Annotated in this window: 19 protein-coding genes and 3 tRNA genes; 3 read left to right on the forward strand and 19 right to left on the reverse strand. The window is 62.3% G+C overall.

Annotation, left to right across the window (positions count from 1 at the left end; genetic code table 11):
* Window positions 1-30 precede the first annotated feature (30 nt).
* The gene (locus M3G19_RS01830; protein ID WP_259900163.1) at window positions 31-756 is read left to right on the forward strand and encodes an IclR family transcriptional regulator; all 726 of its coding nucleotides are present in this window, start codon (window positions 31-33) and stop codon (window positions 754-756) included.
* A gap of 55 nt (window positions 757-811) precedes the next feature.
* Here the strand turns inward: M3G19_RS01830 and M3G19_RS01835 are convergent, their stop codons facing one another.
* Window positions 812-3583 carry an FAD/NAD(P)-binding protein gene (locus tag M3G19_RS01835; protein WP_259900164.1) on the reverse strand — a complete coding sequence of 924 codons (2772 nt, stop codon included), beginning with the start codon at window positions 3581-3583 and terminating at the stop codon, window positions 812-814.
* The gene (locus M3G19_RS01840) at window positions 3580-4557 is read right to left on the reverse strand and encodes a pyridoxal-phosphate dependent enzyme (protein WP_259900165.1); all 978 of its coding nucleotides are present in this window, start codon (window positions 4555-4557) and stop codon (window positions 3580-3582) included. Before M3G19_RS01840 ends, M3G19_RS01835 begins: the two co-directional genes overlap by 4 nt.
* An 827-nt stretch (window positions 4558-5384) precedes the next feature.
* Here M3G19_RS01840 and M3G19_RS01845 point away from each other — a divergent pair.
* On the forward strand, window positions 5385-5726 hold the full coding sequence (locus M3G19_RS01845; protein ID WP_259900235.1) for a carboxymuconolactone decarboxylase family protein: 342 nt from the start codon (window positions 5385-5387) through the stop codon (window positions 5724-5726).
* Here M3G19_RS01845 and M3G19_RS01850 read toward each other — a convergent pair.
* From M3G19_RS01850 to M3G19_RS01905, 12 genes are all read right to left on the reverse strand, one after another.
* Window positions 5716-6546, reverse strand: coding sequence for a hypothetical protein (locus M3G19_RS01850; protein ID WP_259900166.1), 831 nt, complete (start codon window positions 6544-6546; stop codon window positions 5716-5718). The two genes, M3G19_RS01845 and M3G19_RS01850, sit on opposite strands and share 11 nt — an antisense overlap.
* Window positions 6531-7100 carry a DUF6114 domain-containing protein gene (locus M3G19_RS01855; protein ID WP_259900167.1) on the reverse strand — a complete coding sequence of 190 codons (570 nt, stop codon included), beginning with the start codon at window positions 7098-7100 and terminating at the stop codon, window positions 6531-6533. The genes M3G19_RS01850 and M3G19_RS01855 overlap by 16 nt, the downstream gene beginning before the upstream one ends.
* Window positions 7090-7659 carry a DUF6230 family protein gene (locus M3G19_RS01860; RefSeq protein ID WP_259900168.1) on the reverse strand — a complete coding sequence of 190 codons (570 nt, stop codon included), beginning with the start codon at window positions 7657-7659 and terminating at the stop codon, window positions 7090-7092. The genes M3G19_RS01855 and M3G19_RS01860 overlap by 11 nt, the downstream gene beginning before the upstream one ends.
* 180 nt (window positions 7660-7839) lie before the next feature.
* Window positions 7840-7912, reverse strand: a tRNA-Glu gene (locus M3G19_RS01865).
* A gap of 74 nt (window positions 7913-7986) precedes the next feature.
* Complete coding sequence (locus tag M3G19_RS01870) at window positions 7987-9042, reverse strand: ABC transporter ATP-binding protein (protein ID WP_259900236.1); 1056 nt, start codon at window positions 9040-9042, stop codon at window positions 7987-7989.
* Window positions 9042-10565 (reverse strand): iron ABC transporter permease, encoded by a 1524-nt coding sequence (locus tag M3G19_RS01875; protein ID WP_259900237.1) that lies wholly within the window; start codon window positions 10563-10565, stop codon window positions 9042-9044. The genes M3G19_RS01870 and M3G19_RS01875 overlap by 1 nt, the downstream gene beginning before the upstream one ends.
* A 162-nt stretch (window positions 10566-10727) precedes the next feature.
* Window positions 10728-11786, reverse strand: a complete 1059-nt coding sequence (locus M3G19_RS01880; RefSeq protein ID WP_259900169.1) for an ABC transporter substrate-binding protein — start codon at window positions 11784-11786, stop codon at window positions 10728-10730.
* A gap of 89 nt (window positions 11787-11875) precedes the next feature.
* On the reverse strand, window positions 11876-12433 hold the full coding sequence (locus M3G19_RS01885; protein WP_259900170.1) for an LURP-one-related/scramblase family protein: 558 nt from the start codon (window positions 12431-12433) through the stop codon (window positions 11876-11878).
* A gap of 73 nt (window positions 12434-12506) precedes the next feature.
* Window positions 12507-12579: transfer RNA gene (locus tag M3G19_RS01890), tRNA-Glu, on the reverse strand.
* A gap of 53 nt (window positions 12580-12632) precedes the next feature.
* Window positions 12633-12704, reverse strand: a tRNA-Gln gene (locus M3G19_RS01895).
* Between the two features lie 155 nt (window positions 12705-12859).
* On the reverse strand, window positions 12860-14353 hold the full coding sequence (gltX, locus tag M3G19_RS01900; RefSeq protein WP_259900171.1) for a glutamate--tRNA ligase: 1494 nt from the start codon (window positions 14351-14353) through the stop codon (window positions 12860-12862).
* Window positions 14354-14399: 46 nt separating this feature from the next.
* Window positions 14400-15446: a PHB depolymerase family esterase gene (locus M3G19_RS01905; RefSeq protein ID WP_259900172.1), complete on the reverse strand. Its 1047-nt coding sequence runs from the start codon at window positions 15444-15446 to the stop codon at window positions 14400-14402.
* 284 nt (window positions 15447-15730) lie between these two features.
* Between M3G19_RS01905 and M3G19_RS01910 the strand changes: the two genes are divergently transcribed.
* Window positions 15731-16846 carry an isochorismate synthase MenF gene (locus M3G19_RS01910; RefSeq protein ID WP_259900173.1) on the forward strand — a complete coding sequence of 372 codons (1116 nt, stop codon included), beginning with the start codon at window positions 15731-15733 and terminating at the stop codon, window positions 16844-16846.
* Window positions 16847-16853: 7 nt separating this feature from the next.
* Here the strand turns inward: M3G19_RS01910 and M3G19_RS01915 are convergent, their stop codons facing one another.
* From M3G19_RS01915 to M3G19_RS01935, 5 genes are read right to left on the reverse strand one after another with little or no spacing between them, the layout of a single operon-like run.
* Window positions 16854-17645, reverse strand: a complete 792-nt coding sequence (locus M3G19_RS01915) for a fumarylacetoacetate hydrolase family protein (protein ID WP_259900174.1) — start codon at window positions 17643-17645, stop codon at window positions 16854-16856.
* 60 nt (window positions 17646-17705) lie between these two features.
* Window positions 17706-19253 (reverse strand): cell wall-binding repeat-containing protein, encoded by a 1548-nt coding sequence (locus M3G19_RS01920; RefSeq protein WP_259900175.1) that lies wholly within the window; start codon window positions 19251-19253, stop codon window positions 17706-17708.
* A gap of 10 nt (window positions 19254-19263) precedes the next feature.
* The gene (locus M3G19_RS01925) at window positions 19264-20313 is read right to left on the reverse strand and encodes a 3-isopropylmalate dehydrogenase (protein WP_259900176.1); all 1050 of its coding nucleotides are present in this window, start codon (window positions 20311-20313) and stop codon (window positions 19264-19266) included.
* A 10-nt stretch (window positions 20314-20323) separates the two neighbouring features.
* Window positions 20324-20527: a YbdD/YjiX family protein gene (locus M3G19_RS01930; RefSeq protein WP_259900177.1), complete on the reverse strand. Its 204-nt coding sequence runs from the start codon at window positions 20525-20527 to the stop codon at window positions 20324-20326.
* A complete protein-coding gene (locus M3G19_RS01935) occupies window positions 20527-22785 on the reverse strand; it encodes a carbon starvation CstA family protein (RefSeq protein ID WP_396121731.1) in 2259 nt (752 codons plus the stop codon). Before M3G19_RS01935 ends, M3G19_RS01930 begins: the two co-directional genes overlap by 1 nt.
* Between the last annotated feature and the right edge of the window lie 122 nt (window positions 22786-22907).

The raw sequence follows: 22907 nt of genomic DNA on the forward strand, positions 1-22907 counted from the left end.
AACAGCCCAGGGACCATATAGTGAGATGTTATGATCCACGCCGTGGGAATTATTGAGGGAGATTCAGTGGAGAATTCAACGGAAAATAGCTCGGGAATCAAGGTTCTCGACCGTTCAATCGCGATTATCGACGCGATTGCGGCCGGCGAGAAGACCCTCTCCCAACTCAGCGCCGACACCGGCCTGCCGCGCGCGACGACGCACCGCCTCGCCACGGCCCTGGAAATCCACCAAGTTCTCGTCCGCACTGACTCCGGCGCGTGGACAATCGGCCCAGCGCTCGCCCGCTACGCGGCCTCTGCCCCGTCGCAGATCATCGATGCCGCCAAACCGGTCATGGCCGACCTTGTACATGCCACCAACGAATCCGTGCAGCTCTATGAACTCACCGGATCGTCCCGCACCTGCGTCGCAGCAATCGAACCGCCGAGCGGCCTGACGCACACCGTGCCCGTCGGCTCCCAACTCCCCCTCGACCGCGGATCCGCCGCGAAGATCTTCGCCGCGCACAAGCTTGTCGACGCCCCCTTCCCCGACGAAGAAATGGTCACTGTGCGATCCACCGGGCTCGCTGAATCCGTCGCCGAGCGCGAAGTAGGCCTGGCCAGTGTATCCACCCCCATCTTTGGCAAGAATGGCACCGTGCTCGCTGTTTTATCCATCTCCGGCCCCGTCGAGCGCCTCAAGCCCTCCCCCGCCGACAAGTGGGGCAAAGATCTGCTCGCCGCCGCGAAGAAACTCACGCAAGCGATCTAGGTGATCTAGGTCTGTCCAGGGCACATGCACCCCCACTTATCCACCTCGGTGGGGACTAATGTGCGTCAATCGCGTCGAGTTCCGCTTCAGGCCACACCACATTCTTCGCCAGCGGAATCTGGTGCGAGGCGCTCTCCAGGATGTGCATGAAGTACCCGGCTGTGTTCGGGATGGCGATGATGTCACCCGGAGCGACGCCTTCCGGAAAACGGATTTTCCGCCGGAGAATCACTTCGTCCTCGATGCAGTAAGCACCGACAAGAAAGGCCTCCACTGGCTCGCGCCCATCGTCTTTCCCATCGTTCCGCTTCACCAGCACTGGATCGATGAGGAAATCATCGGAGGTAGTCCGGCACTGGGTCCGGTTCATCTCCGCTCCCACGAGCGGCAGGCCGTCAGAGCGGGTCTTGGTGAAAGCCACGCGCGTGAGAATCACACCGCATCCGTCGAGAAGCGAACGCCCCGGTTCCAAATGGAGCCGCAGCCCACGCTCACGCAGGCCCTGCGCAATCCCGCCGGAGAGCACCTCCGTCAACCACTCACCTCGCGTCGGATTCTGCCAGTACGGATAGGTGTTTCGTAACGGATCAGACTTCCATGTGAACGGCGTCGCGTAGCCATCGCGCTGCTGCTCAATCGCGTGCTGGTAGTCGTGCCACTGCTCCTCATGAGCGAGATAGCTCATTGGCACGCCGCCGCCAATGTCGATGAATTCCGGCACGTGACCGGACTCCCGTAAATGGTCGCACAGTGTCATGCATTCCCGCAGCGCTGTCTGCCTGTCTGCCGCCGCGTATCCGTGCAGGTGCGCATGCACACCGACGACATCCACATGCACTGATGTGTGTTTGAGATGCGATGCCCACGCTTTAAGCCTTTCGCCGAAACGAGTCGGCGGCATTGAGTCCGGATCAGGTGCGAGTCGGGGTGCTACCCGTGCAACGGAACCCGCCGCGCAAGCTAGCTGCTCAACGCGGTCGTACTCATCGCGGTTATCAACGGAAATGACGACTCCGTTGTCGACGGCTAATTGCAGCAACCGGTCGGGTTTGATGGCGGCGGACAAGATGATGCGGTCACCGGGCATACCGCGTTCGAGAACCTGCCGTAGCTCGTTCTCGCTGGCTACATCAACGCCGTTTCCAGTGTCGCGGACGGTGTCGGCGAAAAGAAGCGCCTTATTGGCCTTCCGTGCATAGAACACCTTCGTCTCCACCCCCGCGGCTGCGCCTGCTCCCACGAGCTCGTCGATATTCGACCTCATCGGCCCCGCATTCAGCACGTTGACGGGACTGCCGAAACGGTCCAGCAGACTCGCGCACGCGTCTTCGTCGCTAAGCAGCTTCTCCGACCACTCGAATGTGGTCGCCTCCAACGGGGGCATGCCGTGAACTCGCCCGGCATCCTCTAGCGCTGCCGCACTGACACGGTCGGCCCACTTCTCCACCACATCGTGTTCACTGCGCCGCAGCGTATCGTGCCCGAGAATCAACCCCTCGTTCATTCGTCCCGCCGCAGCAATATGCCGCTGGCCGTCAAGCGTTCCGTCGCCGCCGACATGGAGCGCATTCGTGCCGGCGTAGCGGTGCCCGATGCCCTGCTCGACGAGATTGCCGACCAACGTGCCCTCCACCACCCCGGGCGGGGCAAGCACTGCATCGATGACGACTGTGGCCCCGACATCAACAGCCACGGTCCGAAGATCCTCGCCGCCGCGCGACATCGCGTCGCACCGGATCCTGCCGCTATCAATGAGCGAGAGCACCTCCTGCGCCGAGCTCACCGGCGGGCCGAAAGCCACCCGCTCCATCGTCCGAGTGAATGCGTGGAAATCGGCTCCGCCGAGAGATTCGTGGCCACCGAATGAAGCGCGCTCGACCAAACTGTCGTACGTGTCCCTGAACGCGAGCGCGACAGCCAGGGCCGCCGTCCACGGCCGATCGCCCTTCGCCGCGGCCAGTGACTCACGCAGTTCTGCGACGGGGTCACCCGTGAAGTCAGTGCCGTCCAGCACCGCGTGAATATCCGCCATAGTCGCGTCACCGCCGGCGATACGTGCGATCTGCGCCGAGCACTCCGCAAGTATCTGTTTCAGTTCGTCGAGGTCAGCACAGTGCGCGATCGCCTCGGCTGCGCTATCGATATATGGGCGCGCCTGACGCTCCTTCTGCGAATCGAGATACGCCTTGACCTCCATGAACCTGCCCGAGCGCGTCACCGGGTAGAACGTTGCCGCTTTGGCGTAGCGGACAATGTCAATGAACGTCAGTGCTGCACCGCGCACGAGCGCGACATCTTCCTCCCCAACCTGATCGAGATTGGCGGCCGGGTAGGCCGGCGCGATGACGCGAAGGTCTCCCATCTCCTCGTGCGTAAGCGAGCCTGGCCAATCGTGCGCATGGCCGGTCGCGATGAGCACCTCGTCATAGAAATGCCCTTGCACCTCGACGCTGTCCCCGTCCGGGCGTACCGAGTCGACTCGCTCGAAGCAGAAGCTCACGGTGCTGCGCCGTGGCGCGTGCTCGGCCAATGCGTTCCAAGAGTCTTCGAGGAGCGTGCCGACAATGCGCCTTGGCGGAAAATCCCCCGCATACTCGTCGTGAGGATCGACCACTCCAAGCTGCGTCTCAACGATGCCTTTCGGCGCGTTGAGTACCCACTGCGCGGGAAGATCCTGAGCAAATGCACCAAGAGCAGAAGCATGGGACAAGGGCACGTCGCTGTACACAGTCAGATCGATCGCACCGCCGCGTTGCCGTGCACGCTCCATCAGTGACTCCGCCGCCCACAGGCCCCGGGGGCCTGCGCCGATGATCGCTACCTTCACTGCAGCGCCTCACTTCCTAGGTTTTCTGCCACCCACTCGTCGTTGTACACCGTATCGAGGTAAGCGCGGCCATCGTCGTGAAAGATTGCCACGACATCGCCTGATACGCCCTCCCCCACAAGTTCTTCGACTGCGTGGGCGACAGCTCCCCCGGATGCTCCTGGAACGAATCCGGACGAGCCTGCTAGTTTCCGGGCTGCCCGCACGGCTTCTGAAGCTCGCACGCGGATCACACGGTCGGGATGGACGTCCCGCGAAAGATCTGGTGTCACCCCGGCCCCGTATCCGGGAAGCAATCGGGGCCCGCGTTCACCGCCGAAAAGCACCGATCCTTCTGCGTCGACCGCCACCACTGATGTGTCATACCCGTGAGTGCGGATATGCCGCATACAACCGCCGATCGTTCCCGTTGTGCTCACCGCTGCGACGAGCACATCGGGAGCCCGCCCGAGCTTATCGACGATTTCCGCCATCGTCCCTCCATCGTGAGCATCGAATGCTGCCGTGTTGGAGTATTGGTCCAGATTCAGCGCCCCGAGCTCCTCTTTGAGTTCAGCAACACGTTTCCGTCGGGCCACGAGCCAATCCCCCGTCTCAGGATCAGGCTCATCGACCGGGTGGAGGATACCCCCAAGCGCGCTGATCATCGCCAGCGTGGAGGAATTCGTGCGCTGATCGACCACACAGTGGAATTCCCACCCGCCGACGGCAGCCTCGCGCGCGAGCGCGACTCCCAGGTTTCCGGAGCTCGACTCCACGACTCTCATGCCGGACCTGAGAAGACCTTCTTTCTCGGCCGCGCGCACGAGAGCATGCGCAGTACGGTCTTTCGCGCTACCGCCTGGATTGAACGACTCAAGTTTCCCCCACACGCGTGCCCGTGCACCGCCGCTTTGAGTTTCACCGAAGCTTCCCAACCGAACTAGCGGAGTCGTGCCGATCGCATCGAGTATGCCGCACCCTGTCGTAGCCATAAAGCAGATCTTATGCGAATAGTGGGGGCTAGGCTTGCCGGCATGACAGAAGCAACACCCAGTCACGCGGTATTGTGCCCAGCGGTGCACATCTTGAAGGCAGACCCCTCCTTCGCAGACAAACCCGAGCTCAAGGAAGCCTTGGATGCTGGTGTCCCACTGGAACACGCTCAAGTCCGTGGCTCGGGAAGCGGGTCCATCACCAGAACACCATTCGTTGGGTATGCATAAGGAGAACCTGGATCATGAGCCGAGATGTCATGCGCAAGCTGTTGCCTGATGCACTGATACAAGAGTTCTGCTCCATCGGAGCCGACCTAGACTGGGCGCAGGGCTCAGACGCCACCCAACGCCACTTGGCATCTCTGGGATGGATCATCGTCGATGACCTGTCGATGAAGTACGGGGACATGCCAGCTTCAGTCGCGGGCGGTGAAGCTTGGACCTTGACGATCAATGCAATGCACACACGCTGGGCTTTGGATGTCGACACATCCCAAGGTGCAGGAGCAGCACGTATCCGACACGTCATCAGGCTCGTTCAGGACACCTTGGGGACAGCGCCGGACCCCATCAAGCTCGACACGGGAAAGTTTGCGGCACGCTGGCTCCTGCCGTCCGGAACATCGGTACTCGTGGAGGAATCACACCTTCGGTACCTCTCCGTCGACAGCACCGAGGCAGAACGCTTCCGGTTGGAGAGGCCCCACAAGTACGCGCAGTATCTCGACATGGAGGAACGAGAAACAAGCCGCCACGACCTCGGACAACCACATGCTTCGGCCGATGGCCGCTACGACGCCGGCATCCAGATCCGGCGCGAGGTCATGGGCGATGACTTCGTCGACGCGGCGCTGAGCCGTTCCGCTGGGACCGACGGCGAGGAGCTCCAGCAGCACATCACAGCGACAGTGTGGGGCTCGGTGTGGACCCGCGACGGGCTGAGCCGCCGGGACCGCAGCTTGCTCAATATCGGCATGCTGGTCGCTTTGCGCGCCACGGAGGAATTGCGCGGGCACATCCGCGGCGCACTGGCCAACGGACTCACCCGCGAAGAGATCACGGAGGCGATCATCCACTCCTCCGGCTACTGCGGCGCACCCGCTGCCCTGTCCGCAATGAAGGTAGCGCAGCAGGTGCTCGAAGACGAACTCGGGCCTAAGGCTTGATGCTCATCCCGTCTTGAGCAACTAAATCGTTGGCGGAGATGAAATAGGTCTCCATCGTCCCGTCGACGACCGCCATCTTGTCCGACAACTCGTCGGGCAATCCGGCACCGGCCGAAGCGAGCTGCTCGCGCACATCTTCTGGAGCCCACGAGGCATCGATTGTGATCGGAATGGGGAGCCTGACCCCGGCGATTTCCGAGGTGATGGTCATCTTCGCCACGATGATATGGAAGTTCCCGTTCAACGTCGTGATCTTGCCCGGCCCGGTGCGCTGCCAGATGTCTTCCACGCCTGCGGCGGAACCCGGGAATCGCACGCGGAGGTTATCGAGCTCAACCCGGTCCGCATCGATCCGGATCGCGGGCTTGGTTCCTTGCGCCGTGTCGACCTGGACATACGACATCTTCACGTTTCCCAAGAGCCGTGTGGAATCCGACTGCACCGTGAATGTCTCTCCCGTGGGCGTGCGCATCCCCGGAATCGGACCGGGCGGATCGAAATCGAAACCGCCGATTTTCCGCGGCACGATGTCTTTGCCCTGCAACTGCGGAGGAAGTTCAAGCCCGCCGGGAATCTCCGGCGGCTTGGCACCTGCCCCGTGTCCCGGTCCATTTTTACCAGGCGCCGGAGGCAGCCCAGGCACCCCCGGAATCTCCGGCGGGGGCAGCTGGGGCGGTGCCGGTAGGCCCGGCACTCCGGGCACCTCAGGCAGCGGCGGGAATTGCGCTGCGGCGATCCACGGTGCGGCGACTGAGACGCCTGCTGTGAGAGCTGTGGTCAGAAAAATCGCGCCCAGCTTATGTGTCAGCCGCGATCCCATGCCCCCTCCTTCATCGACCCCGGCCCCGTTTCTACAACTTCCACCGATTCCGGTTCCGATTCTGACTCCGCCTGCGGCTCCTGGTCGAGGTCTTCGTAAACGCCGAATTCCTCATCGTCGTCGCGAGCGGACTCGGAAGATTCCCCTTCCAGTTCCTCATTCAGAGATCCCTTCGCAGGCTGCGCGTCGGGCGACCACGACAACGCCCACGCCCCGCCGAGCAGAGCGAGCAGTGTGCCGAGAAGAAAGCCTCCGAGATTCGACGTCGGCAATGCCACCAACGCGAGAATCATCGCGGTGATGCCGGTGAGAATCCGCGAGTCGCCCTTCGACCACGTCATCACGCCGCAGGTGATCAGGAGGACGCCGATCAGCAGCGTCGAGACGCCAGAGATGGTGCTGACCTGAATCTGAATATTGGAAACCTCGAACGACAGATAGGCCGGAGTGAGAATGACGATGCCGCCGAGAATCATCAGTAGACCAGCACCGAAGGGACGTTCCTTCCGCCACTGTCCGAAAGACTTTCGTGTTTCTCGATCGTTAGCAGGCATTTTCACCTTCCTTGACCACGCCGATCTTGCCATTGGCCGCGGTTAGCGAATCAGCCGAAATAGACGTCGCGTGAATCAGTTGATCTGTCGCGTCCAAGTGCGACATCGAGATGCCGAACGCACCCGGTTCAGCATCATCTGACAGTTGCCGCGCGTCGACACCGATCTGGGGGTTGGTCATCGTCATGGTGCCGCTCAGGTCTTTCGCACCGATGAGCAGGTTCGTCGCCTTCGTGTTCGGCCCATCCACCGTCATCTGGAAGCGGCGGTCGCCCAACCCCGGCAGCTTGATCGGGGCCGACATACACAGGTCCGTGATCGTTGCTTCCTTGAGCTTGAGACGTGAGACGGCCAGGTCGCCGTCCTCCATCGACTCACGGTCGACGAAGAGGCTGAATTCTTCCGCTTCAATGCCGCCGACTTGTTGGGTGAAGATCACATTCGACAGCGCCAGACCGGCTGTGACACCGCTTTGCGCCATGGCGACGCCCTCCCCGGCTAAGACTAAGAGCCCTACGCCCGCGATGGCGGCGAATCGGAGTTTTTTGGTGTGGCCCACTGGAGCACCTCTCGGTCACATCGACGAAATAGTTCCTTAGGACTAACAAACTACTCTTCTAAACGTGATCCGTCTCACTATTTTTCGGTGTTTCCCGATTTCCGACCGAAAACCCCAAAAAGTCCGGCACCACTGAGCAGTGAAGACTGCGTGGTGCCGGACTATTTCAGTATTTCTTTGTACCCCGTACGGGATTTGAACCCGTGTTACCGCCGTGAGAGGGCGACGTCCTAGGCCGCTAGACGAACGGGGCTCGTTCGCTGTTGATTGCGACTTGATAAATGTAAAGGACAGTCGACAAAGAACCAAATCGACTGGTCAGAACATCTATTTCGGGTACACCAACGGAGTGGTGATGCGCAGGCCAACGGTATCGCCGACCTCCGGCTTCGGATCAGCCGCCATGCGGGCTCGAAATTCCACGCCACCGGCCTCGAGATTCACCGAATAGCTGCTCACCTCGAACAGCACGGATGTCACGGTCGCCTCCACATCGCCTTCAGCGGCGGACACGACGTCGACTGCATCGGGAAGGACAGCGACGGTGACCGCCGCGCCGTCGTCACGCATTCCTGCGTCGCTGATGGAGCTCACCTCGCCACGCATCCACGTCAGAGCCGGCTTATCGACGACCACCTCTCCCCCGTGCACCGTGCCGTCGAGAAGCGTGGCGTCGGAGATGAACGATGCCACCCATGCGCTTGCGGGCTGGGTGACCACGGCGTGCGGGGTGTCGAATTGCTCGAGTGTTCCGTCGCGCAGCACAGCGATGCGGTCGGCGATCGCGATGGCTTCTTTCCGGTCGTGCGTGACATGCACCGTGGTCAGCTCATTGTTGCGGGTCAGCGAGACGATCTCGCGGCGCAGCGCATCGCGCAGGGGTTCGTCGAGGGCGGACAGTGCTTCGTCGAGAAGCAACACGCGCGGTTCCGCGACAATCGCGCGGGCGAGCGCCACGCGCTGCCGTTGGCCGCCCGACAACGTCGACGGTTTGCGCTTTCCGTACCCCGCGAGGCCGACGGTCTCGAGTGTGCGCTCCACGCGGCTGGCGACCTCGCTGCGCTTCACACCCGCGCGGCGCAGCGGGTACGCGACGTTGTCCGCGACGCTCATGTGCGGCCAGACAGCGTGCTGCTGAAAGACCATGCCCATGTGGCGCTTCTCCGGCGGTGTTGCCGAGACGTCCTCACCGCCTAACGCGATGGTGCCCTCGGACGGGTCGATGAAACCCGCGATGGTGCGCAATAGCGTCGTCTTTCCCGAGCCGGACGGTCCGACGAGCGCGACGAATTCGCCGCTGGGAATATCCAGCGTGATGTCGCCCAGTCCGCGTGTGCCGTCCGGGAATGTGACGCCGAGGTGATCGATACCGATGTCGCTCATCATGACTCCTTAGCGGGATTGCGCACGGTCAGCGCGAGGGCGGCGATGCCGATCGCCACGAACATGAGCGCGAGCGCGGACGCTTGGTTGTAATTGCCGGACTGCTGCAGATTGAACAGCTGCACACCGATCGTGGTCGTGCCGGGGGCGACGAGCAGGATCGAAATGGTCAGCTCGCGCACGGCTGTCACTGCGACGAGCACAGCGCCCGAGGCGACCGCCGGTAGCGCCATCCGGCCGGAGGTGTCCCACATCGCGCGGAGCCGGCCCGCACCAGAGACCTGCGCGGCCTCCTCCACCGCCGCCGGTACCTTCCGCAACGGCGCGCGGACGGCTTGGAGCACCATGGAAGTGAACGCGCAGACATAGGCGAACAGAATCACCCAGCGGGTGTTGTACATGTCCGTGTAACGCGAGACGATCACCCAGCCGACGCCGATGATCAATCCGGGCAGCGCCGACGGCAGGAGGGTGACCAAGCTCAGCGCCGTATTCGACCGCGCCTGGGTGCGGGTGACCAACAGCCCGATCGCCCAGCCGAAGAGCCCGCACAGCAGCGCTGCCCCGGCGGCAAGGGTCACCGAGTTGATGAAGCCCTCCTGCACGCGGGGATTCGCCAGCGTGCGCGAGAAATTGTCGAGGGAGATCGTCTCCCACGTCAGCGGCACGCCCGGGGCAGGCAGGAACGCGCGACGCGCCAAACCCAGCACGGGCCCCAGGGTGATCGCCAATGCGATGATCCACGTCACCACGGTCACCGGCCACTTCGCATTGCCGAGCGAGAGCTTCATCGTCCCGCCGCCGCTCACCGTCGACGACGCTCGCCTGGACACCAGGTAATCTGCCACGACGGCGCCGATGCCCAACAGCATGAGCACAGCACCCACGGTGGACACCACCTGCAGCGGATTGCTCACCGTGCCGGATTCCATGAAGCGGTAGACCATCGTGGCCAGCGTCTCGAAGCGCACGGGCGAACCGATAATCGACGGAATGCCGAAATCTGCCAGATTCGCCACAGCCGTCAGCGTGAAAGAGCTCAGCAAGGCCGGGCCCAACAGAGGAATCGTCACCGTGCGCAGCACCGTCCACGTGCCTGCGCCGCCGACGCGCGCGGCGAGCTCCAAGTCGGAAGGAATCGACCGCAGCGCAGCCGCCACAATCACGTACACCAGCGGGTAGGAGTGCAGCATCATCAGGAAAATGATGCCGTCGGCGCCGTACATGTCCCACAGCGGGCGCCCGAACACCGCGTTGAGCCCTTGATTACGCCCGAAGAGCTGCAGCCACGAAATCGCGCCAACGAACGGCGGCACGAGCAGCGGCGAAAGCAGAAACAGCCGCAGCGTGCCCGCGCCCGCAATATCGGTTCGTTCCAGCAGGACCGCGACAGCGGTTCCAACGAGCACAGCGCTTATCGACGACGCCAGTGTCGTGTACACCGAATTCCACGTCGCCGCGGCAAGGCCCTGCTCCACTAGGACCGGAAACTGGTTGCCGCCGAGCGCGAGAGAGATGACCATTGCCAGCGGCGCGATGAAGATCGCTGCCGCCAGCAGCCAGATGCCCAGCCGCGCGAAAGCGACGCCGCCGGAAGAAAACCGTGTGCCCACTATGTTTCGACTCGTCCGTTTGAGTGACCGTGACAGATGCACGGGAAGGCCTGGGATGGTCTTCCCGCTGTTTTACTTGACTGCGTTCTGGAAGAACTCGACGGAACGCTCGCGGTCGTTCGACAGAGTCTCATCGTCGACGGTCATGAGCTCGATCTCCTCGAGCTTCGGTGCGTCGCCCGGGGTGCCCACGGAGTCGACGACCGGCAGGTAGTTCTGCTCGACAGCGATCTTCTGCGCTTCCTCCGACAGGATGAAGTTAATGTAGCGCTGGGCTGCTTCCTTCTTCTCAGAATCCTTGAACACGGCGATCGGCTCGGTGATGTACGGGGAGCCCTCGGTGGCGTAGACCTCCTTGATCGGAGAGCCCTTGGCCGCCAGGTCGCGCACCAGGTAGTCCACGACGACACCGACCGGGTGGCCGCCGCCGGCGATCTCCTGGGAGGTCGGGCCGTTGGAGGCCGCGATCATCGGCTTATTCTTGCCCAGGTCGCTCACCCAGGTCTCACCGAGTTTCTCGTTGTTCATCCACACCGTCGCGTTGAATGCCGCGGCGCCGGAGACAGCCGGGTCCGGCATGACGATCTTGTCCATGAATTTCTCGTCCGTCAGGTCCGCCCAGGAGGCCGGTGCATCAGCCTGATCGATGACATCGGTGTTGTACGCGATGACCGTCGGGATGAGGCGGGTTCCCACATAAAAGCCGTCGGCATCGACGACCTCCTCGAGCACGCCGTCCGTCTTCACATCGTCGAATTTGGCCAGCAGGTCCTCGGACTTGAAACCTTCGAAGGTCGGTGCATCAGCGGCCCAGATGATGTCGCCCTCGACCTTGCCGGAGGACTTCTCCGCGTCGATACGCGCCTTCAGATCGCCAGTGCCCGCGCGGTAGACCTCGACCTCGACATCCTGGTTCGCCTTCGTGAACGCCTGGTTGATCTCATCGACCTTCTCCTCCGGCTCGGAGGTGTAGACGGTGATGACGGTCTTCTCGCCGGACTTCTCTGCGGTGCTGTCGCCGTTTCCGCCTGCGGCAGCATCATCGGTGCTCGGCTCGGAACAGCCTGCCAGAGCGATTGCTGCAGCGCCGCACACGGCGATCAGGGACAGGGGCTTACGGGAAATGCGCATGACAGTGTCGTCCTCTCAGATAGTTCTCAGACGGCGCTCACCGTAGCACCGACCGCCCCACCCCGCTTGCCAAGTGACGTATTCCGCACCTAGCTGTCGCGCATCTTCTCTCTGCGCATATCCAGCGCGATAGCGATGCCGATGACGGCAGCGTGGACATTCTCGTCGAGCCCCGGTTCGAATACAACGCGGTACGTGGTCTTGCCCATCAGCGCCCTGCCCATGCCGGAGAATTCCGCGTCCACGCGAGCGATCGTGCGCCCCTGGCACGTCAACGCGTAGTTGAGTTGGAAGGGCTCTCCTTTGATTTCCACCTGCGGGTAGCCCGCGATATCCACGTCGTATTTCGCGCCGATCCAGGAGAAGCGCTTGGTGATGTGCGCGAGTACCGTGTCGCCTCCGGTCTGGGGGTCGACGCGGTGCACGCTGTACTGGTCGCGAATGAAATTCACCGGATCCTCGATCGCCAGCACTGGTGCACCTGCCGGATCGAATACTTCGACCCCGCGGGACGCTTTGAAGAAATCACTGAGTTTCAGAGTCTGCCGCGCGAGGCCGAGTTGTGTGCCCCGTGCGTCGGAAATGGTGAATTCGTCGCGGCCGATCGCCTTGGACTGGGAGATAACGAGTTCGTTTGTGTGCAGCATGGCGGCCAGCATAACGAAAACCTCCGGCCCGCTTCTGCTTTGAAGCCGACCGGAGGTCCCGTTTTGTATTTTGTACCCCGTACGGGATTTGAACCCGTGTTACCGCCGTGAGAGGGCGACGTCCTAGGCCGCTAGACGAACGGGGCAAAGGACTTTATGTCCAGCAATTCAATAAAGTTTCATCTCTACTGAACTGCAGCTGGCCTACCAGGACTCGAACCTAGAATGACGGTACCAGAAACCGTAGTGTTGCCAATTACACCATAGGCCATCGTTTCTCAGCGCTTCCTGCGTTGTGCGGGTTGCTCTGAACAACGACGATTACTATAACCACACCGGCGATACGGGACCAAATCAGCTGGTCAACAGCAGTGAAAAGGCCACCAGTAATCACACCGGTGTGATTAGCGGTGCAGGCTGCGCAGCCTACTCACCGGAGGCGGGCACGAACGGGGTCTGCTCCCGCGCGGAACGCAGGCGAGCCAGGGTTGATTCGCGACCGAGCAGCTCCATCGACTCGAACAGCGGCGGCGAGACGGCTGCACCGGACACAGCCACGCGCAGTGCACCGTAGGCCTTGCGGGGTTTGAGGCCGAGATCGTCGATAAGCGCACCGCTGAGCGCGTTCTCGATATTCTCCGTCGTCCATTCGCTGATCCCCTCGAGTGCAGCGATGCCCGCGTCGAGCGGTTCGATGGCGTCTTCCTTGAGGTTCTTCTTCGCCGACTTCTCGTCGAGCGTGAGTTCCGCGTCCGGGATGACCAAGAACTTCAGCAAGTCATAGGCGTCCCCGAGCATCTTGATGCGGGTCTGCACGAGATCGGCTGCGACGGCGAATTTGTCCTCCGGGTAATCCGCCGGGAAGTCCGTGTACTCGCTCAAGTACTCGCGCAGGCGGTTCTTGAAGTCCTCCGGCTCGAGCATGCGGATGTGGTCGGCGTTGATTGCCTCGAGCTTCTTCTGATCGAAGCGCGCCGGATTGGCCAGCACATCGTTGATGTCGAAGGCCTTTACGAACTCATCGACTGTGAAGATGTCCTGGTCCGCAGACAGCGACCACCCGAGAAGGGCGAGGTAGTTGATCATGCCCTCGGGAATGATGCCGTTGTCGCGGTGATTGAACAGGTTCGATTCCGGATCACGCTTGGACAGCTTCTTGTTGCCCTGCCCCATCACGAACGGCATGTGGCCGAATTCGGGCGTGAAGTCAGTGACCCCGATGCGCTGCAGAGCTTCGTAGAGAGCCAGCTGACGCGGGGTGGACGAAAGCAGGTCTTCGCCGCGCAGCACGTGCGTGATGCCCATGAGCGCGTCGTCGACGGGATTGACCAGGGTGTACAACGGGGCACCATTGGAGCGCGCCACGACATAATCCGGCTGGGTGGATGCCTTGAATTCCACGTCGCCGCGAACCAGGTCGTGCCACTTCCAATCCTTCTCCGGCATGCGCAGGCGCCAGACCGGCTCGCGGCCCTCCGCCTTGAACGCCGCGACCTGCTCGTCGGTGAGATCGCGGTCGAAATTGTCGTAGCCGAGCTGCGGGTCGCGGCCGGCGGCGATGTGCCGCTCCTTGACCTCATCGGCCGTGGAGTACGCCGGGTAGACCTCGCCAGCTTCGATCAGCTTGTCCAGGATCTCCTTGTAGATGTCCATGCGCTGGGACTGGCGGTACGGCTCATGCGGTCCCCCCTTGACCACACCTTCGTCCCATTCCATGCCGAGCCACGTCAGCGAATCGATGATCGCCTGGTAGGACTCCTCGGAATCACGGGCGGCATCCGTGTCCTCGATGCGGAACACCAGGGTGCCGCCGGTGTGTCTAGCTTGCGCCCAATTGAAAAGCGCCGTCCGGACCATCCCCACGTGGGGCGTTCCGGTCGGCGAAGGGCAAAAACGTACTCGTACAGGTGCGTCAGTCATGCACCCAACTGTAGCGCGCTACAGGTCGGCTGATTTCGTGGGCAGCTTATTTGCTCACGCGGGACAGTACTGCCCACATATCGTTCACAGTGGACGGGTTGTACCACCAGAAGTGGTTCGACCCGTGAACCTTGATGGCCTGCACCGGCTTCTTGCATCCGGTGGCCGAGACACGGGTGGCATTATTGCTCAGCGGAGCCTTGTTGATACGGCCGATATTGCAGCCGTTGCGGCGCTCGTACGAGCTGAACAATTCCGGCACGCCCAGGTAACGGGTGCCGCGGCGGACACCGCCGTGGTAGTTCATGAGCGTGTCGTTCGAGCCGTGGTAGGCCAGGAACGCGACCGGGATGTTCTGGCAGTTGGAATTCACCGGCCAGTAATACGCGCCGGACACACCGGCGACACCTGCGAAGAGGTCCGCCATGTGGCAGGCAGACACGGCAGCCATGCCGCCACCGGTGGACATGCCGGTGGCATAGATACGGCGGCGGTCAATGTTGTAGTAGCGCTGCACGTCGTTGATCATCGCGCGAACGAAGCGGATGTCCTCGCCGGGACGGGTCGCTGATGTAGCAGAACCCTCCCACGAAGTGCCGATCGCACGCGGGTAGACGATGATCGCGTCACGGCCCACATTCGATTCGCGCAGGCGGGAGTAGTTCCGGAAATTCTCCGTCGAGTCCTGGTACGCCGAGTACCCCACCATCACCGGGGTCGGACGCGATGCGTTGTAACCGTGCGGCACCCAGATCAAGTACGAACGGTTACCCACACGGATCTCACCATTGTGCCCCGGAGCCACCGGCTGCCCAGCAGTCGCACGCCACGGACCCGATGCCGGCTTCGCTGCGGGAGCCGAAGGCTGCCCCGGAGCCGGGAACGGGTTATACGGCACAGAGGAACCTGACAGCACCGCGTCGTTGACCTGGCGCGCCATATCGTTCCATGCGCGGTTGGCGTCATTGGCGGCACCAGCAGCAGCCTGCTGGACCGCATTCGCTGCATTGCTGGAACCGGCAGTCAGCTGATCGACATTCGGGATGCCCTGGGCTTGGGCGGGGGCTGCGGCGATGCCGACTGCCATGAGCATGCTGGCGGTGGCACCCACGATGCGTCGGCACCAAAGGGAGGCGGATTTCATCTGCGGCCTTTCAGGAAAATAAAAGAGTTGAGGCAGAAAGTAGGCCGTCGAGGAGCGCTCCATCGCTTACCCCCAACAGTCACTTGCGTAACACTAGCCCCAGGCAAACCTTGCTGCAATAAAACTTCAAAAACCGCTGGGTTTTTTCTGAAATCACCTGAGCAGCGCCGGTACTTCCCGCCCGACCCCCCTGCCCTGAACCGACTCCCGACCCCGCACTAGAATCGGCACACATGTCATCTCCCAGACCCGACTCCGCGCCTGATTTTCTCCTGTCCCGCGCGGACGGTTCTGTGCGCACACAAGGCTCAAAGATGAGCTTTATCGACGCCTGGGACGCCATTGCTGCACTCGACCGCGGCGAGGTCCCCATTGTCGTCGGCGCACTCCCCTTCGACCGCGATGCACCCGCCGCGCTGACCGTTCCCCAGCGCATCATTCGCGAACCCGGTCCCCTTGAGCCCCACGCCTACTACCGAACCGGCGACGGCGCCCGGCTTTCCGCCCGAGTCACGGGTTATGACCCGGAACCGCACGAGCATCTCCGCCGCGTGGAAGCAGCCGTGGCCACGATCAATGACTCATTATTGGACAAGGTCGTGCTTGCTCGCGCCGTGGACATCGGTTTCGACGAACCGGTCGACCCCCGGACGGTCGCCGCGCGCCTGATCGACCTCTCCCGGACCCGCGACGGCTTCATCGCCGACCTCGCGCCCGCAGGAAAACACGGGCACATGATCGTCGGCTCCTCCCCGGAGCTGTTGATCAAACGCAAGGGGCTAGCAATTTCCTCGTATCCCCTCGCCGGGTCCGCCGCGCGTATTTTCGACGATCCCGCCGCCGACGAAGCCGCCGGTCAAGCGCTGGCCAATTCCACCAAGGATTTGGACGAGCACGCGTACGTCGTCGAGCACATCCGCGACATCCTCGCACCGCTTTGCGACGAACTATCCATCCCCTCCCGCCCTGTGCTGACCAAGACGAATGAGATGTGGCACTTGGCCACCCCGATTACCGGCACACTGCGCGATCCCGCCCCGAATGCGCTGGATCTGGCTGCCCGGCTCTACCCCACCCCGGCTGTCTGTGGCTCCCCACAGCACGCCGCTGAGGCATTGATCACCACCGCCGAATCGGACCGGTCCTTCTACGCCGGAACCGTCGGTTGGTGTGATCAAAGCGGCGATGGCGAATTCATGGTGACCATCCGCTGCGCCGAAGTCAATGGCGACGGCACCTCTGCCCGCGCATGGGCAGGCGGCGGACTCGTCGCCGCCTCCGAGCCGGAGGCTGAGCTCGCGGAAACCACCGCGAAGCTGCGCACGATCCAGCGCGCGCTGGGCCTTTAACCAGCGTTTAGGCGCGCTCCACCGGGTTGCGGAGTGTGCCGATGCCTTCGATCTCGACCTCGATCGTGTCCCCCGGCACCATTTCCGCGGTGCCCGCCGGCGAACCCGTGCAAATCACATCGCCCGGCAGCAGCGTGTAAGCCGACGTGATGAACTCGATGATCTTGCCCAGCTTCCAGATCATCTGGTTCGAATTCGAATCCTGCTTCGTCTCCGTGGCGCCGTCGTGCGTCAGGTGCGCCTTGATCGGCAGGTTGTCGAAGTCGAATTTATCCAGGTCAGTCTCGATCCATGGGCCCAGCGGGCAGAACGTGTCAATGCCCTTTGCACGGGCCCACTGTCCGTCGGTGAACTGCAGATCGCGGGAGGAGACATCGTTGACGATGGTCACGCCCCGCACGACCGACTTCCAGTCTTCCGCCTTGACGTTCTTGCACGGCCGGCCAATGACGAGAGCGAGCTCGCCCTCGAATTCGACGCGTGTGGCAAACTCCGGGATCTTGATTGCCGCATCCGGCCCGATCACTGCTGTCGGGGGCTTGAGAAACAGAGTCGGCGGCAGGTGCTCCGAGGACTGCTTGAACACCTCGGCCACGTGGTCGGCGTAGTTACGGCCGATTGCCACTACCTTGCTGGGAAGCATCGGGGCGAGCAGGCGCACATCTGCGAGCGCCCATTCCTTGCCCGTGTACTCCGGCTCCGTGAACGGAGTCGCTTTGATTTGCTTCGCAGTCGTCGCGTCATCGTCGATGACCGCGAAGGTCATTCCCTCAGGTGTGGCAATTCGTCCATAACGCATGCCAATGAGCATACGCCACCGTGGACTCTCACCGCTTAGGTATAGCCTTTCAATTCTGAATTATTGATAGCTGACAAACCACGGGCGTGGATTGACCGTGTTGTACGTCTGATCCGGCGTGAACATCGGCATGTCCTCATCGATGAAGTTCTTCCATGCCATGAAGAACTGTGGCTGCAGATCCTCGCGCATCACATTCCACGTATCGAATTTCTGTCCCGGCGAGCCATGTCCGTCTGCGTGCAGGATGAACGACAGCTCCGGCGCAGACGTGTCGATATTCTGGCGGTCCGGCAACATCGCCACCTGGAACTGGTGCACGATCAATGCCTTCTGCGGCAGACCGTTCTCACGAGTGAGGTTCGCCAGCCATTCCGTGGCCTCATTGATCTCTGCAGCGGAAGCGGAGCCGACCTGCGCCGCCGGCTGCTGCCCCGGTTGGAGTTTCCACTCGGCGTCGAGCGCCAAGCCCACATTCGGGCGCTTGAGCAGCTCCTCGTAGCGAACTGCCTGCTCCTTGAAGGTCGTCAGACCCGGCTGCAGGTCGATGACGGCATAGCCGTCCGCCTCAGTAATGGCGTCGATATACGGGATCAGTTCTTCCGGATCCGATTCGTTGGTGAAGTTCCCGTCATCGCCCGGTGACGAGGACGCGACAGTGGCAATGACCTCGAAGGCGGGGATGATCTTCTCGTCGGTGAGCTCTTGGTACTGGCGCGCCCATTCCTTCACCACGCCTACAGCTTCGGCCGGCGGCTTCTCGCCCATCTGGCCCAGCGCGGGACCGGACGGGTGACCATACGTGGCGATCATGCGGCGTCCCGGGAACACGAGTCCGCCACCGCCCGGCAACTCGCCGTTCTTGGCCAATTCGATCGTGGTCTGGAACCGCTCGCTGCTGCCGAATTGGCGGCCGAGCGCGAGCGCCTTCTTGCCGTTGACCTGATCCATCGATTCCTTGGTCACGCGCGGATCCGCGTAGGACAGCACCGTGACCGGAAGCTTGTTTGCCGCCGTCGCCGCCGCGGCGAACGAGGTCAGCTCGGTGGCGAAGATCGGGACTTCGCCCTCACCACTCTTGTCGGCCTCACCTGCATGAGCGCGGGCGTGGTCGACGATCGCCTTGATCTCGGCATCCTTGTCCGCCGTCACCGGTTGGGTGTCGGCGATGAGCTGAGTGTCTTCGCCGTCCGCTTCTTCGCCAGCCTTCTGCCCCACATTGATCACGCGTGTGGCGCCGAGACGCTCAATCTCCGCATCGACCGCCGCGGTGGCCTCGGCGGAGCTGTAGCGGATGAGCATCGGCGCGCCGAGTTCTACAGCGATGGCTGCCGCCTTCAGCTGATTCTCCCGGTCAGGCGCTGCGACAACGACTGTGTCGGATTCGGGGAAGAATTTCTGGGATACTTCGGCTCCTGTGCCGTCTGGGTCGGCAATGACGGCGGACCCGTCCGACACCAAGGAAGCCGCGAAGCTGTCCTTTTCGGCGGTGGCAGATGAGTCCTCCCCCTGTTTCCCGTCACCTCCGATGGCAGAGCAGCCTGCAAGCAGCATCGTGGTGGCCGCCATTACTGCGGCGGTCGTGGTGAACCGGGAAGTCGAACGCATAACGAAAACCCTACTTCAGGGATTCCGCAATACGGGTTCCGACCCTTTCCGTGAAGCTTCCAGTTTCCGTAGCATCATTGCCAGTTTCATTCGCAGCATCCTTCCGGCCCGAGACATCCGCGGCGACGGCGTCTTCGATGCGAACGGCAGAAGCTTCGTCGTCAAGCCAACGAAGCATCATGGCCACGGAGAGAATCATCGCGGTCGGGTCAGCCAGACCCTTGCCTGAGATATCCGGTGCGGAACCGTGGACCGGCTCGAACATCGACGGATTGGTCCGGGACGCATCGATATTGCCGGAGCACGCCAGACCCACGCCGCCGGCGACCGCACCGGCGAGGTCGGTGAGAATGTCGCCGAAGAGATTGTCGGTGACGATCACGTCGTAGCGCGACGGGTCGGTGACCATGTAAATCGTGGCCGCGTCGATGTGGTTGTAGTCGACCTCGACCTCCGGGTACTCCTTTGACACCTCGTCGACGGTGTTCTGCCACAGTGCGCCCGCGTTGGTGAGCACGTTGGTCTTGTGCACGAGCGTGAGCTTCTTGCGGCGCGCCATCGCGGTCTCGAAACCGTGGCGGACGAGACGCTCGACGCCGTAGCGGGTGTTCTGCGAGACCTCGCATGCGACCTCGGCCGGTGTGCCTTGGCGCAGGGTTCCGCCGTTGCCGGCGTACAGGCCCTCGGTTCCCTCACGAACCACAACGAAGTCGATCTCCCCCGGGTTCGCCAGCGGGCTTGTCGCCGTCGGGTACAGCTTCGACGGACGCAGGTTCACGTAATGGTCGAGCTTGAAACGCAGCGGCAGCAGCAGACCGCGCTCCAACACACCAGCCGGGACGCGCTCCGGGTCGCCGATCGCACCGAGCAAAATCGCGTCGTGCTCGCGCAGGCTCGCCAAATCCTCGTCAGTCAGCAGCTCGCCGTTGCGCAAGTACCGGCGCGCACCGAGGTCATACTCGGTGAGCTCCACGTCTCCGCGCACTGCGCGCAGAACCTTGAGCCCTTCTTCCATCACCTCGGGACCGATGCCGTCCCCTGCAATAACCGCAATTTTCATGCAGCTCAGCTTAACAACAACGGGAACCTGGATTGGCTTCTTGACGAGCCCAACGTGCTTTCCAGAACTCCCGTTCCGTCATCAGTTCTGCCTCCGGATGATGCGTGCGCTGATGGGCGCAATACTTCGCGTAGTCGTTATCCCCCATCAGCTCCTTGATGTACCAATCCATCCACCTGAATGTCGAGACGGCGCCGCGAGCGAGAGCACCCATCAGTGCCCCGCTCCCGACGGTGAATTCAATTCGAGGCCGTATTCCCTCGCCACCGCTTTTTCTTCCGCCGAAGCGAACATTCCACGCGGGGTGAACAAGGTGGACGTGACCTCCGGTTCCTCGTGAGTTTCAATCGCTTCGCCCCGCTTGTGCGCCTGTACAGCGCGCACGCACACCACCACCGTGGCGACAACCACGATGATCACCAGGACAGCGAAGAAGATAGACAGGATGCCCTGAATCATGGTGTTGCGCACAACGATGTCGATTTCTTCCGGGCTTTTCGCCGCCTGGAACATCTCTAGGCCCTGATCGCGCGCTTCCTTGTACTTCGAGTGCTGCGCGAAATAGCCGATCGCGGGATCGTCGCTGAATATCTTCTGCCAGCTCGCCGTCATTGTGACGATCAGGTCCCAGACGAGCGGCACGAGCGGAATCCACGCCCACTTGAACAACCCGTTCTTGAACACGATCGCGGTGACGAGGCACAGCGCGATCGCCGCGAGGAGCTGGTTGGCAATGCCGAAGAGCGGGAAGAGCACGTTGATGCCGCCGAGCGGGTCAGTAACGCCCATGACCAGGATCGCGCCCCACATGCCGCAGACCAGCACAGTGGAGATCCAGCTACCCACACGCCAGGACGGGTCTTTGAACTTCTCCAGGCCGGAGATATTGCCGATCATGTCACCCATCATGAAACGGGCGACGCGGGTGCCTGCGTCGATGGCGGTGAGGATGAACAGGCCCTCAAACATGATGGCGAAGTGGTACCAGAATGCCTGCATGCCGGGGTGTCCGACGATATTGGTCATGATCTCGGACATGCCGATCGCGAATGTCGGCGCGCCACCGGTGCGCGACACGATGCTCGGCTCCCCCACTGCCTCGGCCAGGGCGGTCAGCTGCTCTGCGGAGATTCCCTGCCCCGGGATATTCAGCCCGTTGACGAACTCAGCCGCCGTAGTTTCCTCGCCGCCGGTCTTCGCCTTCGGGGAGTTGATGGCGAAGTAAATATGCCGGTCGAGCACCACGGCAGTGATCAGCGCCATGATGGCCACGAAGGACTCCATCAGCATGCCGCCGTATCCGATGGCGCGAGCGTGCGTCTCCTTTTCCAGCAACTTCGGGGTCGTGCCAGAGGAGATCAGAGCGTGGAAGCCCGACAACGCACCACAGGCGATGGTGATGAACAAGAACGGGAACAGGGTGCCCGAGAAGACCGGTCCCCCGCCCTCGCGGCCGAAGACGGCGACGGCCGGCATGTGCACTTCAGGGCGGTCAATCAGAATCGCCAAAGCCAGCATGACGATGACGCCGATCTTCATGAAGGTCGACAGGTAGTCACGCGGAGCCAGCAGCAGCCACACCGGCAGAACGGAAGCGATCACACCGTAAACGAGGATGCAGACAGCCAGCGTGGACTTAGACAGGGTGAACAGCTCTGCACCCCAGGAAGTCTCGGCCACGTATCCGCCGCCGAGAATCGCCGTCATCAGCAGCACCACACCGATCGCGGAGACCTCTGCCACGCGGCCAGGCCGGAGGAAGCGGCCGTAAACGCCCATGAACAACGCGATCGGAATCGTCATCGCGATGGAGAACACGCCCCACGGAGACTCCGCCAAGGCGTTGACCACGACCAGCCCAAGCACAGCGATGATGATCACCATGATGACCATGGTGGCGATGCTGCCGGCGACACCGCCGATCCGGCCGACTTCCTCTTTGAGCATCTGCCCCAAAGAGCGCCCGCGGCGGCGCTGCGACACGGCGAGGACGAGGTAGTCCTGCACCGCGCCAGCCAGCACCACGCCGATGATGATCCACAGCGTGCTAGGCAGGTAGCCCATCTGCGCGGCCATGACCGGACCGACCAGAGGGCCAGCACCGGCAATCGCCGCGAAGTGATGACCGAACAGAACGCGGCGGTCCGTGGGGACGAAGTCCGTGCCGTCGTTGACGTATTCCGCCGGGGTTGCACGGGTATTCCGTGGTTTGACCACCTTGTACTCGACGAGACGGGCGTAGAGACTGAAGCCGATAATGTACGTGCCGATAGCCGCGAGAACGAGCCACACCGAATTGATGGTCTCACCACGATGCAGCGCGATAGCGCCCCATCCGAGCGCGGCGAGGACAGCGGAGAAACCGATCACAATGCGCTCAACAGTGCCGATCACTTTCTTCGGCTTCACGCCGACGACATGCTCTTTGCCGTCGGGCGTCCTCGTGATTTCGAGTCTTTCGCGCGGTACCACGCCCGCTTCAGGCTGATCGCGATCAACTGCGGTAGTCAAAGTCGCCCCCCTTTAGTTAGGTTAGGAAAATTACGTGCATTAATACTCGCACATGCGCGGGAGCGGGCGCAGAAAAAATCCCG

The sequence above is a fragment of the Corynebacterium sp. p3-SID1194 genome (assembly GCF_025144155.1).
In the GTDB taxonomy this organism is placed as follows: Bacteria; Actinomycetota; Actinomycetes; order Mycobacteriales; family Mycobacteriaceae; genus Corynebacterium.